The following is a 12,578-nucleotide window of genomic DNA, read 5'->3' as shown; positions in this document are numbered from 1 at the left end:
GCCGACTGTGGAGTCGGCTTCGTTCATTTCAGGATGCCGTTCATGACCGATGAAACCCAACAGGCGCAGCAACCGGCTGACGCTGCGCCGCGCATGCGCACCATCAAGAGCTTTGTGATGCGAGCCGGGCGCACCACCCTCGGCCAGCAGCGCGGGCTGGAGCTGGGTTGGCCCAGGTTCGGCCTGGAGCTGAGCGACGGTCGGCTCGACTTCGACCAGGTATTCGGGCGTCAGGCCCCGCGGACCTTCGAGATCGGTTTCGGCATGGGGCACTCGACCCTGGAAATGGCGGCGGCAGCGCCCGATCAGGACTTCATCGGCGTCGAGGTGCACAAGCCGGGTGTCGGTGCGCTGCTCAGCGGACTTCTGTCACAAAATCTGCAAAACGTGCGGATCTACAGTTGCGATGCGCTGGAAGTGCTGCGTGAATGCGTCGCCGACGCCAGCCTGGATCGGGTGCTGCTGTTCTTCCCCGACCCCTGGCACAAGAGCCGTCACCACAAGCGGCGCATCGTGCAGCCGGCATTTGCCGAGCTGGTGCGGCAAAAGCTGAAGATCGGTGGCGTGCTGCACATGGCTACCGACTGGGAGCCCTATGCCGAGCACATGCTCGAGGTGATGATGGCTGCGCCCGGCTACCGCAACCTGGCCGAGGACGGCCGTTACGTGCCACGCCCGCCGGAGCGCCCGATCACCAAGTTCGAGCGGCGCGGTGAGCGCCTGGGGCATGGCGTCTGGGACCTGAAGTTCCAGCGCTGCGAATGATCGACCACCGCCGCCGGAGAAGCGGTGCAGGCGGGGCCATGTCCTCGTCGCCAATCCAACACTTAGGCCACGGACGGCAGCTGGTGCCCGCAGGGTAGCGCTCGGTCGTCCGATCCACAGGGAGAAGACGATGAACGCAAAGTTGGGAGTGCTGCTGCTGGCCGCCTGTGCCGCTTCGTCGGCGTATGCCAAGGTTGACGCCACACAGGCCGCCCGTCTGGGCACGGATCTTACCCCGCTTGGCGCCGAGCGAGCCGGTAATGCCAGCGGTACCATTCCGCCATGGAGCGGTGGCGTGACAGCACCGGCCGGCTACCAGCCGGGCATGCATCACCCCGATCCGTTCGCCAGCGATACACCGCTCTATCGCGTCGATCAGAGCAACCTGAACGAATATGCCGAGCTGATTCCGGCCGGGCTGCGCGATCTGCTCGAGCGTCATCCGGACTTCTACCTGCGCGTATTTCCCACTCGGCGAAGCGCTGCGGCGCCGCAGCGCATCTATGATGCGACCCGCTTCAATGCGCAGAGCGCCGAGCTGATCGCCAACGGTAACGGCATCAAGGGCGCGGCATCCGGCATCCCCTTCCCCCTGCCGCAGGACGGCATGGAGGTGATCTGGAACCACATCCTGCATTACAAGGGCGACCAGACCCACATGATCAACAACCAGGCGGTGGTGATCGGCGGCAAGGCGTCCTACATCAAGCGCGATCGCCACGTCTATTACGTCTACAACCGTGATGGCATGACGCAGGGCGAGCTGAACAACACGCTGCTGTATTACAAGTATCGCGTCACCGCACCTTCGAAGCTGTCCGGCACCGCACTGGTGGTCCAGGATCCGGTCGATCAGGTGCTGACCATCCGCAAGGCCTGGCGCTACAGCCCGGGCGACCGCCGTGTTCGCCGCCTGCCTTCGCTGGCCTACGACTCGCCGCAGCCGGACACCAGCGGCCTGGCAACCGCCGATGTGGTGGATTCCTTCAATGGCGCCCCCGATCGCTACGAATGGACCCTGCTCGGCAAACGCGAAATGCTGGTGCCCTACAACAGTTATGCGGTGCACCAGAAGGGCATCGCCTATGACGATATCGTGCGTCCGGGCACGCTCAATCCCGAGCTGCTGCGTTACGAGCGGCACCGCGTCTGGGTGGTCGAGGCGACCCTGCGCACCGGGTTCAGCCATTCCTACGACAAGCGCCGGTTCTACATCGACGAGGACAGCTGGGCGATCCTCGCGGCCGACCTGTACAACGAGAAGGGCGAACTGATCGGCCTGCAGGAAAGCCATCCGATCAGCTATTACGAGGTGCCGATGTTCAACAGCACGCTGGAGACGCTGTATCACCTCAAGGATGGCAACTATTTCGTCGATGGCCTGGACAACAACGAACCCATGTACGACTTCGACGTGCGACTGACGCCGCGCGACTTCTCGCCGCAGGCACTGCGCCGCGGGCTCTGATCCTCAGCAGGCTGCCGCGTGGGTCGGGCGCTGGCGTGCGGCGTGGCCGAACGGGCATCGAGGCATCCCGGGGCGGTCTCCAGCCGAGCCCGGACGCGCCGTCAGGCGCTACACACCGCGGCTTGATGCCCGTCAACACCTTCGCTGCCGGGCCGCGGGACGATGCACCACAGCGTTCGCATCGCCCGCGAGCGAGCCAGCAGGAGGACAGCGATCATGTTCAAGCCCGGCCAGGTGGAAGTCAGCCAGTTACCCTCCGAGACCGTTCCCGGTTATCAGCTAACGCTCGACTACCACGTCGAGGGTGAGGCGGCAGTGCCCGAATGGGCCTGTTTCCATCTGCATGGCTCAGTCGGCCAGGTGGCGGTCGACGAGCGTTTTCGCATGCACCGGGACGTGGCCTTCAACTTCCTGCAGCGGATCGGCCAGCGCCTGCGCCAGCGCGGTCTGCGCGTGGCTCGGGCGCCGTTGTTCGGCCTGCACGCCGACTACGATCCGATGTTCGAGGACCTGCGTCGGCAGCTGCATTGTCAGCCGGGCGAGCCGATCGACCTGGAGCGCTTCCTGCGTAGCGGGGCGGGCGATTAGCCGGATGCCGTTGGGCTAGTTGCGGTCGGCGATCACGCCGATGATGAACAGCACCAGAAGCAGCACGGGCGCCAGCGTATAGTTGTTGAACTGCGCCAGGCCCTTGGCCAGCCACGGGCTCAGATAGATGATGCCCAGCCCGTAGACAATGGCGCAGAAGATCACGAAAAGCAGGGTGCGCAGGATGAAATTCAGGCCGCCGATGTTCTTCTGTACCCAGGCATTGAGCGCCGGGCCGAAGAGCACGAAGAGCGTGGCCATGATCGCCAGCGAGATGTCCGACAGATGGCTGCGGCTCCAGCGCGACAGTGTGGCGATCAAGTCGAGTACGAGGTCCATTCGGCTTCCTTAGGGCAGGAACAGTTGCAGCAGGTCGTTGAGAAACAGCTGGCCATGCGGTGTCGCCAGCAGGCGCTGGGCATCCCGCTCGAGCAGTCCGCGGACTTCGGCCTGGCGACGGCCCTCGGCGAGCCGCTCGAGCGGCAGGCCGGTGCGCTCAGTGAACAGCATCGCGGGCACGCCGTCGGTGAGCCGTAGCACGTTCATCAGGAACTCGAATGGCAGCTCCTCGTCCGGCAGGCACTTTTCGCCGGCTCGAAAGGCCTTGTCGGCCGCCAGATAGTCTTTGGGCAAGCGCGTCTTCCAACGCCGCAGGATGCGCCCGTCGGCCAGGGTCAGTTTGGCGTGGGCTCCGGCGCCGATCCCGAGAAAGTCGCCAAAGGTCCAGTAGTTCAGGTTGTGTCGCGCCTGACGCCCGGGCTGCGCATAGGCAGAGGTTTCGTACTGTCGGTAGCCGGCTTCGCTCAGTGTCTGTTGGCCGGCTTCCTGGATGTCCCAGAGCAGGTCGTCCTCGGGCAGCTGCGGCGGCCGGCTCCAGAACACCGTGTTCGGCTCGAGGGTGAGCTGATACCACGACAAGTGCGTCGGCTGCTGGGCGATGGCGGTCTGCAGATCCTGCAGTGCATCGGCCAGATTCTGCCCCGGCAGCCCATGCATGAGGTCGAGGTTGAAGTTTTCAAAGCCCGCCGTACGCGCCATATCGGCGGCACGGACCGCTTCGGCGCCATCATGGATGCGGCCCAGCGCCTTGAGCTTGTCGGCCTGAAAGCTCTGTACGCCAATCGACAGGCGATTGATGCCGGCGCTGCGGTAATCGCGGAATTTGGCCTGCTCGAACGTACCGGGATTGGCTTCAAGGGTGATCTCGATATCGTCGGCGAAGCCCACGGCCCGCTCGAGCATCTCGAGTACGCGCCCCAGCGCCGATGCGGAAAACAGGCTGGGCGTGCCGCCGCCAAAGAAGATCGAGGTCAGGCGACGGCCCTGCACGTAGGCCAGGTCTTCGCGCAAGTCGGCCTCAAGCGCCGCGACGTAGGCGTCCTCGGGCAGCTGCGCATCGGCGGTATGCGAGTTGAAATCGCAGTACGGGCATTTGCGCACGCACCAGGGGATATGCACGTAAGCGGCCAGCGGTGGCAGCGCGAACCCCGGGAGTGTCTGGCTGGCGGCGGGGATCATATCCCCAGTCGCGCTTTCAGCTGCGCCATGGCCCGGGCCCGGTGGCTCAGCCGATTCTTCTGCTCGGGTGGCAGTTCGGCGCTGGAGCAGTCGGCTTCCGGTACCCAGAACAGAGGGTCGTAACCGAAACCGTGCTCGCCGCGCGGGGCGTGCAGGATGCGTCCGTGCCACAGGCCTTCGCAAAGGATCGGCAGCGGATCCTCGGCATGCCGAACCAGCGCCAGCGCGCAGACGAACTGCGCGCCGCGCTCGGCATCCGGGACCTGACTGAGGGCATCCAGCAGCTTGGCGTTGTTCGCGGCGTCGCCCAGGCCATCGGCGTAGCGTGCCGAATAGATCCCCGGAGCCCCGCCGAGGGCGTCCACGGCCAGGCCCGAGTCGTCGGCCAGCGCCGGCAGGCCGGACACGCGTGCCGCGTTGCGTGCTTTGAGAATCGCGTTCTCGATGAACGACAGGCCGGTCTCTTCGGGCTCCACGTCGCTGAACTCACCGACCGAGCGCACGCGCACCGCATCGCCGAGCATGGCCTGCAGTTCCTTGAGCTTGCCGGCGTTGTGGCTGGCCAGCACCAGTTCGTTGAAAGGCATCATTCGTCTGGGAAGAATTCCTGGTTGAAGTCGAAGTTGACCGGCTCGCCGCCCATGGGTTGCACGCTCAGGCTGAAACGCAGGGTCTCCTGCGAATCGAAGGGAAATTGCGCCAGGTAGTAGATGGCGGCGTCGCCTTCCTTGAGTTGTTTGAACTGCAAGGGGTAGTCCTGGCCGAGCAGGTTCTTCACCTTGCCGCTGACCAGCGCCGGCACCGGCTTGCCCTGCTTGAGCACCGATACGTTGACCACGCCTTGTTTCTTGCTGCGCACCAGCCCCGCCGCAGCGGCCACCTCGGGCTGCAGGAAGCCCGAGTTGAAGGCGCTGTAATGGATGTCGTACTCGCCGACGCTATGCTTGCGCTCGGCCAGTGCCGGAAGGGCCAGCAGGCTGGCCAACAGAACGATCAGGGCACGTTTCATGGTGGTTCTCCTGTCCAAACGGCCGCTCAGCGGCCAGGTCCGATGACGCGGTAGATGCCGATTTCGCCGAGCAGGTTGGGCCACAGTCGACTGGCCCAGCCATGGCGGTGATCGCGGTCGACCGCCAGCCGATCGAGCACTCGCGCACCCCGTTCACGGCAGAGGCGCTCGAAGTCCTCGAAGGTGCAGAAATGGATGTTCGGCGTGTTGTACCAAGTGTAGGGGAGGAACTCCGAGACCGGCATGCGGCCCTTGCTCGCCAGATACCAGCGGCAACGCCAGTGACCGAAGTTGGGAAAGGTGATGATGCACTCGCGACCGACGCGCAGCATTTCCTTGAGCAGCTTGTCCGGGTAGTGCACGGCCTGCAGGGCCTGGGTCATGACGACCATGTCGAAACTGTCGCTGGCGAAGTTGCCCAGCCCCTTGTCCAGGTCCTGCTCGATGACGTTGACGCCCTTTTCGATACAGGCAGCGATATTGTCCGGGTCGATCTCCAGCCCGTAGCCGCTGACGCCCTTGTGGTCGCGCAGCCAGGCCAGCAGCTCGCCATTGCCGCAGCCGAGGTCGAGCACTCGGCTGCCGGCCGGAATCCACTCCTGGATGATGTCCAGATCGGCGCGCATGTTCGCTCCTTATACGGCGATGCGGTGCATGTATCCGCGGAAGGCCTGCAGATAACGCGGGTTGGGAATGAGAAAGGCGTCGTGCCCTTGCGGCGCGTCGATCTCCAGGTAGCAGACGTCCTTGCGCGCGGCGAGCAGGGCGTCGACGATCTCGCGCGAGCGCTGCGGCGAGAAGCGCCAGTCGGTGGTGAAAGACATCACGCAGAAGCCTGCCTTGGCACCCTCGAAAGTCCGTGCCAGGTCGTCATCATGCGCGGCGGCGGGGTCGAAGTAATCCAGCGCCTTGGTCATCAGCAGATAGGTATTGGCGTCGAAACGAGAGGAAAACTCCTCGCCCTGGTAGCGCAGGTAGCTTTCGACCTGGAACTCGACGCTGTTGAAGTCGTAGTTGAGCTTCTCGCTCTTCAGCTCGCGGCCGAACTTGGTGCCCATGGCATCGTCGGACAGATAGGTGATATGCCCGACCATGCGCGCCAGCATCAGGCCGCGTTTGGGAATGACGCCCATTTCCTGGAAGTGGCCGCCATGAAATTCCGGGTCCGAGAGAATCGCCTGACGCGCGACTTCGTTGAAGGCGATGTTCTGCGCCGACAGCTTCGGCGCCGTGGCGATCGCCAGGCAGTGGCGGACGCGCTCGGGATAGGTGATCGTCCATTGCAGCGCCTGCATGCCGCCGAGGCTGCCGCCAACGACTGCTGCCCACTGCTCGATGCCGAGCTGATCGGCCAGGCGCGCCTGGCTGTGGACCCAGTCTTCCACTGTGACGACCGGGAAGTCCGCGCCGTAGACCTTGCCGGTGGCAGGGTTCAGGCTGCCGGGCCCGGTCGAGCCGTTGCAGCCGCCGAGGTTGTTCAGGCTGACGACGAAAAAGCGTTCGGTATCGATAGGTTTGCCCGGGCCGATGCAGCTGTCCCACCAGCCCGGCTTGCGATCGTCCATGCTGTGGTAGCCGGCCGCGTGGTGATGGCCGGACAGCGCGTGGCAGATCAGCACCGCATTGCTGCGGCTGGCGTTGAGTTGGCCGTAGGTTTCGTAGATCAGCTGGTAATCGGCCAGCGTGCGGCCGCAGGCGAGCGTCAGCGGTTCGGCGAAGTGCGCGACCTGCGGGCTCACCAGGCCAACGGAATCGGCTGGAATGGCAGTGGGCATCGACCCTGGCTCTTGCAGACGGAAGGTCGCAGAGTCTAAAGGGAAGCGCGCGTCAATTCATCCTGTATCGCCGGCCCGCTCGGCTTGGCCGAGGCCGACCAGGTTGACCACCTTGTGCTGTCGGCGGATCGGCGACGGGCGGCGAAGCGCGCGGAGCATCTCGCCGGCCTGCGCGGCCTGCTGCTGGAGCTCGTCGACATAGCGCGCCAGCAGCTCGCCGCGCCGGGCATCGCTGGCCAGCTGCTTGAGTTGCAGCATGTGGCCTTCGATCTGTTGCTTGTGTTCCAGCGAGAACTGCAGCAGCGGCGTCAGCGCGTCGCTGGCCCACAGATCGGCCTGCTGGCGCACCCGGGCATGCAGGCCGATGACTTCCTGAACCAGGGTGGCGAAGAAACGGCGGGTCAGGGCGTGCTGCTCGGTGAGCAGGGTCTTGAGCTGTCGGCGGAACTGATCGGCCTTGTGCTGCAGTCCGCGTAGCTCGCGCAGAAAGGGTTCGGTGCGAAAGCTCGGGGCATCGAGGCCGTGCAGCGGATTCTCTTCGTTGTGCCGGCGGTAGATGGCCTCGAGCATCTTGTTCGCGCGCTGGGCTTCGAGCTCAAGCGCAGCAAGATCCTGATCGAGCGAACGGAAGAAGTGCTGGATCGCCAGGTTGATTCCCAGCGTGGTGAGGCTGCCGGTGAGGCTCCGGCGCAGGCGACCAAGGTGCTCCTGCAGACGCTCGGCACGAATCGCCACGCGCAACTGCTCGCCCTGGCGTTGCAGCAGACGCTGGTTGGTTTTCAGGTCGAGCAGGCGCTTGTGATGGCGATTGTGCTCATGGCGAGTGCGGGCCGTCAGTTCCAGCAGCGTCTGTCCGCTGCCCTGCCGGCGTTCGTCAAGCAGGTTGCGCTGCTCGGTGATTCGCTCCAGGCGCCCGTTGAGCACTTGCTGGCTGTTGTGCATCAGGCTCAGAACCTGCTGCACCACGCCTTCTTCGATCAGTCGCTCCTTGTGTGCCAGGACCCGTTCGCTGAGCAGGCGTTCGAGCTGGTCGATGCGACTGCGCTCGAGCAGCGCTTCATCGTTCCGGGCCCTGGCCAGCAGTGCCTGCTTGGCGGACAGCGGCAGCACGTCTTCGACGCAAATGCCCAGCTGCTGGGCGGTGGTCGCGCGTATCTGGTCGATGCTCTCCTGCACGAAGCCTTCCCCGGCCAGGTCGTCCCAGAGCACGTCGATCTTGTTCAGAATGGCAAACAGATTGCCCTCGGTGTCCTCGCCAAGGGGCGCGATATGTCGCTGCCAGATCTGCATGTCGCTAGCGGTGATGCCAGCGTCGGCCGACAGCATGAACAGCACCGCCTGGGCGTTGGGCAGCATGGACAGGGTCAGTTCCGGCTCGCTGCCGAGGGCATTGAGCCCGGGCGTGTCGATCACGCGCAGGCCCTGGCGCAGCAAGGGGTGGTCGAAGTTGACCAAGGCATGCCGCCAGGCCGGCACCAGTACCTTGCCCGGCACATCAGCCGGCTCCAGCGCCTGGGCGTCGAATCCGAGTTCGATGGCGACCTCGGCCGGCACCGCCTTGGTGGTGGCGATCTGGCCGAAGGCTTCGGTCATGTTGGTCGGGTCATGCGGATCGAGTGGCAACTGCAGCCACTGCCGAGGCATGCGCCTGAGCTGGGCGAGCCCGGCATCTTCCAGGCGCGTCTCGATTGGCAGCAGGCGGATGTAGGAACGCTCCGAGCGCGGGTCGAAGAACAGCTCGGTCGGGCACATGGTGGTACGCCCGGCCTGCGAAGGCAGGATGCGACGGCCGAAATTGGCAAAGAACAGACTGTTGATCAGTTCGGTCTTGCCGCGCGAGAACTCGCCAACGAAGGCGAGGGTGATGTGGTCCGTGCGCAGCAGGCGCAGGGCGCGCTCCAGTCGAGCGTCCACCGCTTCGCTGGTCAGGCGGTTGTGAGCCAGCCAGCTGCGATAGCGGGTGATCTCGCGGATGAGATCACGCTTCCAGCCAATGTAGGCGTCCACCTGCCGGTCGAGTCGTTCCATGTGCATCCCTGCCGTGTTGGAAACGGAGTGGCTCGCGCGGTGGCGATTCTGTTCGCCAGGCCGCGCGCCCGCTGCGAGGCCCGGCCGCAGCCGATGGCCAGGCTAGTCTAGAGCGGGCCGGCGGAGCTGCAAACCGCGCAGGCCCGCCCGGCGAGCGGTCGATGATCAGAGCTTGAAACGGTTCTCAGATCAGCGTGCGCAGGATGTTGGGCATGTGCGTCATGGTCGCCAGGTTGCCCACCACCAGCATGTCCAGCAGCTTGATCGCGAGAAACGCGAAGATCGGCGAGATGTCCAGGCCGCCCATGCTTGGCAGCAAGCGCCGGAAAGGTGCCAGGACCGGCTCGCACAACTGGTTGATCAGCTCGGCGGCCGGGTTGTGGCTCTGTGGGGCGACCCAGGACAGGATCACGCTGATCAGCAGAGCCCAGAAGAAGATGTTGAGAAACAGGCCGGTGATGCCGACCAGTGCCCAGATCAGCAGCAGCACCGGGTTGCCGGTGGTGCCGTAGGCGATCAGCAGGATCAGGCCCATCAGTACCATTTGCACCAGCAGCGCGAGAATCAGCGATGACAGGTCGAGACTGCCGATGCTGGGAATGACCCGGCGCATCGGGCGCAGCAGCGGGTGCGTGGCGCGGACGATGAACTGGCTGAGCGGGTTGTAGAAGTCGGCGCGCGCCAGCTGCAGGATGAAACGCAGCAGTACGATCAGCAGGTACAGGCTGCCGAGCGTCTGCACGACAAGAATCAGGGCTTGCGAGAGTTGGGACATGAATGCTCCTTATTGGCCCAGTTGTTCGGCCAGTTCGGCCGAGCGCTTGGCGGCGGCGTCCAGGGCCTGCTGCACCAGCTGCTCGAAGCCGCCGGCCTGGAAGGCTTTGATCGCCGCCTCGGTGGTTCCGTTCGGCGAGGTTACCCGGCGGCGCAGCTCGCTGGGTTCGACGTCGCTTTCGCACGCCATGCGGGCCGCGCCCAAGGCCGTGTGGGCAGTCAGCTGCGCAGCTGTCTCGCGTGGCAGGCCGAGGCGCTCGCCAGCTGCCGTCATGGCTTCCATCAGCAGGAAGAAGTAGGCCGGGCCACTGCCGGAAACTGCGGTCACCGCGTCGATCAGTCCCTCGTCTTGTAGCCACAGGGCCAGGCCCACTGCGCTGAGCAGCTGCTCGGCCTGCTGCTTCTGCGCGCTGCTGACCTGGGCGTTGGCGTACAGGCCGCTGACGCCCTGGCGCAACAGCGAAGGTGTGTTGGGCATGCAGCGAACGATCGGGCGCGGCCCGCGGGCGCCCTCGCCAAGCCAGCGTTCGAGGCTGGCGCAGCTGATGCCGGCGGCGATGGAGACGATCAGCGCCTCCGCCCCCAGGTGTGCGGCCAGCTCTCGGCAGACCGTCTGCATCACCTGGGGTTTGACCGCCAGCACCACCACCTCGGCGCCGGCGAGCGCCTGTGCATTGTCGGCGAAGACCTCGATACCGTGCTCGGTTGCCAGGCGCGCACGCTGCTCGCTGCCCGGGTCGCTGGCACGGATGGATTCGGCGGCGATGCCCTGGCCGCGCAGGCCGCCAATGAGGCTGGCAGCCATGTTGCCGGCACCGATGAAGGTGATGCGGGGATTGCTCACGGGAACTCCTTTGGTCTATTCAGGCAGGGCGCCCGTAATCACGGGCGCCGAACAGTGCCGTGCCGATGCGGACCCAGGTCGCGCCTTCGGCGATCGCGGCTTCCAGATCCTGGCTCATGCCCATCGAAAGCGTATCGAGCGGCAGGTCGAGCGAGTCCTTCAAGTGACGCAGGCGGGCAAAGGCTGCGCGTTGTTCCTGAGGATCGTCAGTGGGTGCGGGAATGCACATCAGGCCGCGCAAACGCAGGTTCGGCAAAGCCGCGACCGATTCGGCCAGTGCCGTGACGTCTTCGGGCGCACAGCCGGATTTGCTGGCCTCGCCACTGACGTTGACCTGCAGGCAGAGGTTAAGTGGCGGCAGGTGCGCTGGACGCTGAGCCGAGAGGCGCTGGGCGATCTTAAGACGGTCCACCGAATGCACCCAGTCGAAATGCTCGGCGATGGGTTTGGTCTTGTTCGACTGGATGGGCCCGATGAAATGCCAGGTCAGCGCCAGGTCGCCGAGTTGCGCCTGCTTGTCGAGTGCTTCCTGCAGGTAGTTCTCGCCGAAATCGCCCACGCCGGCGGCGAAGGCTTCGCGGATCGCGGCCGCCGGCTGGGTCTTGCTCACGGCCAGCAGACCGACTGCTGACGGGGTTCGACCCGCAGCTTGAGCCGCCTCACGGATGCGTGCTGCGACCTTTGCAATATTGTTCGCTATCGTGGACATTACCTGCGCCCGCCGCCTAGGGTCTGCGCGGCATTCTACCCGCTTGCCTGTAATTGGGGAGTCCCATGGATATCACTGAGCTGCTGGCGTTCAGCGCCAAGCAGGGTGCATCGGACCTGCACCTTTCCGCCGGCCTGCCGCCGATGATTCGCGTCGACGGCGACGTGCGCAGGATCAACCTGCCGGCGATGGACCACAAGCAGGTGCATGCGCTGATCTACGACATTATGAACGACAAGCAGCGCAAGGATTTCGAGGAGTTTCTCGAAACCGACTTCTCGTTCGAGGTCCCCGGCGTGGCGCGTTTCCGGGTCAACGCGTTCAACCAGAACCGCGGCGCCGGTGCGGTATTCCGGACCATTCCGTCCAAGGTGCTGACCATGGAAGACCTGGGAATGGGCGAGGTGTTCCGCAAGATCACCGACGTGCCGCGTGGCCTGGTGCTGGTTACCGGCCCGACCGGCTCGGGTAAGTCGACCACCTTGGCGGCGATGCTCGACTACCTCAACAACACCAAGTACCACCATATCCTCACCATCGAAGACCCGATCGAATTCGTCCATGAGTCGAAGAAGTGTCTGGTCAACCAGCGCGAGGTCCATCGCGACACCCTGGGTTTTTCCGAGGCGCTGCGTTCCGCACTGCGTGAGGACCCGGACATCATCCTCGTCGGCGAGATGCGCGATCTGGAAACCATCCGGCTGGCGCTGACAGCCGCCGAAACCGGACACCTGGTATTCGGGACCCTGCACACCACCTCGGCGGCCAAGACCATCGACCGTGTGGTCGACGTGTTCCCGGCCGAGGAAAAGGCCATGGTCCGCTCGATGCTCTCCGAATCGCTGCAGGCAGTGATTTCGCAGACACTGCTGAAGAAGATCGGAGGCGGTCGGGTTGCGGCTCACGAGATCATGATCGGCACCCCGGCGATTCGTAATCTGATCCGCGAAGACAAGGTGGCGCAGATGTATTCGGCCATCCAGACCGGCGGTGCGCTGGGCATGCAGACGCTCGACATGTGCCTCAAGGGGCTGGTCGCCAAGGGCCTGATCAGCCGCGAGAGCGCCCGCGAGAAAGCCAAGACCCCGGAAAATATCTGA

General features: G+C 64.8%; 14 protein-coding genes. 4 read left to right on the top strand and 10 right to left on the bottom strand.

The window, feature by feature from the left end:
• The first annotated feature begins 42 nt into the window (after positions 1-42).
• From trmB to CL52_RS18800, 3 genes are all read left to right on the top strand, one after another.
• A complete protein-coding gene (trmB, locus tag CL52_RS18810; protein WP_043222429.1) occupies positions 43-765 on the top strand; it encodes a tRNA (guanosine(46)-N7)-methyltransferase TrmB in 723 nt (240 codons plus the stop codon).
• Between the two features lie 130 nt (positions 766-895).
• The gene (locus CL52_RS18805; RefSeq protein WP_043222427.1) at positions 896-2,233 is read left to right on the top strand and encodes a DUF1329 domain-containing protein; all 1,338 of its coding nucleotides are present in this window, start codon (positions 896-898) and stop codon (positions 2,231-2,233) included.
• A 216-nt stretch (positions 2,234-2,449) separates the two neighbouring features.
• Positions 2,450-2,821, top strand: a complete 372-nt coding sequence (locus CL52_RS18800; protein ID WP_074519906.1) for a DUF5064 family protein — start codon at positions 2,450-2,452, stop codon at positions 2,819-2,821.
• A gap of 15 nt (positions 2,822-2,836) precedes the next feature.
• On the opposite strand, the gene CL52_RS18795 is transcribed toward CL52_RS18800, so the two are convergent.
• From CL52_RS18795 to CL52_RS18750, 10 genes are all read right to left on the bottom strand, one after another.
• Positions 2,837-3,160: a DUF3392 domain-containing protein gene (locus CL52_RS18795; protein ID WP_043222424.1), complete on the bottom strand. Its 324-nt coding sequence runs from the start codon at positions 3,158-3,160 to the stop codon at positions 2,837-2,839.
• Between the two features lie 9 nt (positions 3,161-3,169).
• Entirely contained in the window at positions 3,170-4,339 is a 1,170-nt protein-coding gene (gene hemW / locus CL52_RS18790; protein WP_043222423.1) for a radical SAM family heme chaperone HemW, read from the bottom strand.
• Positions 4,336-4,929 carry an RdgB/HAM1 family non-canonical purine NTP pyrophosphatase gene (gene rdgB, locus CL52_RS18785; RefSeq protein WP_041108414.1) on the bottom strand — a complete coding sequence of 198 codons (594 nt, stop codon included), beginning with the start codon at positions 4,927-4,929 and terminating at the stop codon, positions 4,336-4,338. The genes hemW and rdgB overlap by 4 nt, the downstream gene beginning before the upstream one ends.
• Entirely contained in the window at positions 4,926-5,348 is a 423-nt protein-coding gene (locus CL52_RS18780; RefSeq protein WP_041108412.1) for a DUF4426 domain-containing protein, read from the bottom strand. Before CL52_RS18780 ends, rdgB begins: the two co-directional genes overlap by 4 nt.
• Before the next feature lie 26 nt (positions 5,349-5,374).
• Positions 5,375-5,974: a methionine biosynthesis protein MetW gene (metW, locus tag CL52_RS18775; RefSeq protein ID WP_041108410.1), complete on the bottom strand. Its 600-nt coding sequence runs from the start codon at positions 5,972-5,974 to the stop codon at positions 5,375-5,377.
• A gap of 9 nt (positions 5,975-5,983) precedes the next feature.
• Complete coding sequence (metX, locus tag CL52_RS18770; protein WP_043222420.1) at positions 5,984-7,123, bottom strand: homoserine O-succinyltransferase MetX; 1,140 nt, start codon at positions 7,121-7,123, stop codon at positions 5,984-5,986.
• A 57-nt stretch (positions 7,124-7,180) separates the two neighbouring features.
• The gene (locus tag CL52_RS18765) at positions 7,181-9,157 is read right to left on the bottom strand and encodes a dynamin family protein (RefSeq protein ID WP_052264597.1); all 1,977 of its coding nucleotides are present in this window, start codon (positions 9,155-9,157) and stop codon (positions 7,181-7,183) included.
• Between the two features lie 178 nt (positions 9,158-9,335).
• A complete protein-coding gene (locus CL52_RS18760) occupies positions 9,336-9,926 on the bottom strand; it encodes a YggT family protein (protein WP_043222418.1) in 591 nt (196 codons plus the stop codon).
• Positions 9,927-9,935: 9 nt separating this feature from the next.
• A complete protein-coding gene (gene proC, locus CL52_RS18755; protein WP_041108404.1) occupies positions 9,936-10,769 on the bottom strand; it encodes a pyrroline-5-carboxylate reductase in 834 nt (277 codons plus the stop codon).
• A gap of 19 nt (positions 10,770-10,788) precedes the next feature.
• Positions 10,789-11,478, bottom strand: a complete 690-nt coding sequence (locus CL52_RS18750) for a YggS family pyridoxal phosphate-dependent enzyme (protein ID WP_041108402.1) — start codon at positions 11,476-11,478, stop codon at positions 10,789-10,791.
• 65 nt (positions 11,479-11,543) lie between these two features.
• Between CL52_RS18750 and pilT the strand changes: the two genes are divergently transcribed.
• Positions 11,544-12,578 (top strand): type IV pilus twitching motility protein PilT, encoded by a 1,035-nt coding sequence (gene pilT / locus CL52_RS18745; protein ID WP_043222415.1) that lies wholly within the window; start codon positions 11,544-11,546, stop codon positions 12,576-12,578.

Source organism: Stutzerimonas balearica DSM 6083 (genome assembly GCF_000818015.1).
GTDB lineage: Bacteria > Pseudomonadota > Gammaproteobacteria > Pseudomonadales > Pseudomonadaceae > Stutzerimonas > Stutzerimonas balearica.
This window is presented reverse-complemented; position numbering and strand designations above follow the sequence as displayed.

Coding starts and splice junctions, on each gene's coding strand:
- metW (WP_041108410.1), bottom strand. CDS start 5,974: ATGCGCGCCGATCTGGACATCATCCAGGAGTGGATTCCGGCCGGCAGC.
- CL52_RS18795 (WP_043222424.1), bottom strand. CDS start 3,160: ATGGACCTCGTACTCGACTTGATCGCCACACTGTCGCGCTGGAGCCGC.
- trmB (WP_043222429.1), top strand. CDS start 43: ATGACCGATGAAACCCAACAGGCGCAGCAACCGGCTGACGCTGCGCCG.
- CL52_RS18765 (WP_052264597.1), bottom strand. CDS start 9,157: ATGCACATGGAACGACTCGACCGGCAGGTGGACGCCTACATTGGCTGG.
- hemW (WP_043222423.1), bottom strand. CDS start 4,339: ATGATCCCCGCCGCCAGCCAGACACTCCCGGGGTTCGCGCTGCCACCG.
- rdgB (WP_041108414.1), bottom strand. CDS start 4,929: ATGATGCCTTTCAACGAACTGGTGCTGGCCAGCCACAACGCCGGCAAG.
- pilT (WP_043222415.1), top strand. CDS start 11,544: ATGGATATCACTGAGCTGCTGGCGTTCAGCGCCAAGCAGGGTGCATCG.
- CL52_RS18805 (WP_043222427.1), top strand. CDS start 896: ATGAACGCAAAGTTGGGAGTGCTGCTGCTGGCCGCCTGTGCCGCTTCG.
- metX (WP_043222420.1), bottom strand. CDS start 7,123: ATGCCCACTGCCATTCCAGCCGATTCCGTTGGCCTGGTGAGCCCGCAG.
- CL52_RS18780 (WP_041108412.1), bottom strand. CDS start 5,348: ATGAAACGTGCCCTGATCGTTCTGTTGGCCAGCCTGCTGGCCCTTCCG.
- CL52_RS18800 (WP_074519906.1), top strand. CDS start 2,450: ATGTTCAAGCCCGGCCAGGTGGAAGTCAGCCAGTTACCCTCCGAGACC.
- CL52_RS18750 (WP_041108402.1), bottom strand. CDS start 11,478: ATGTCCACGATAGCGAACAATATTGCAAAGGTCGCAGCACGCATCCGT.
- CL52_RS18760 (WP_043222418.1), bottom strand. CDS start 9,926: ATGTCCCAACTCTCGCAAGCCCTGATTCTTGTCGTGCAGACGCTCGGC.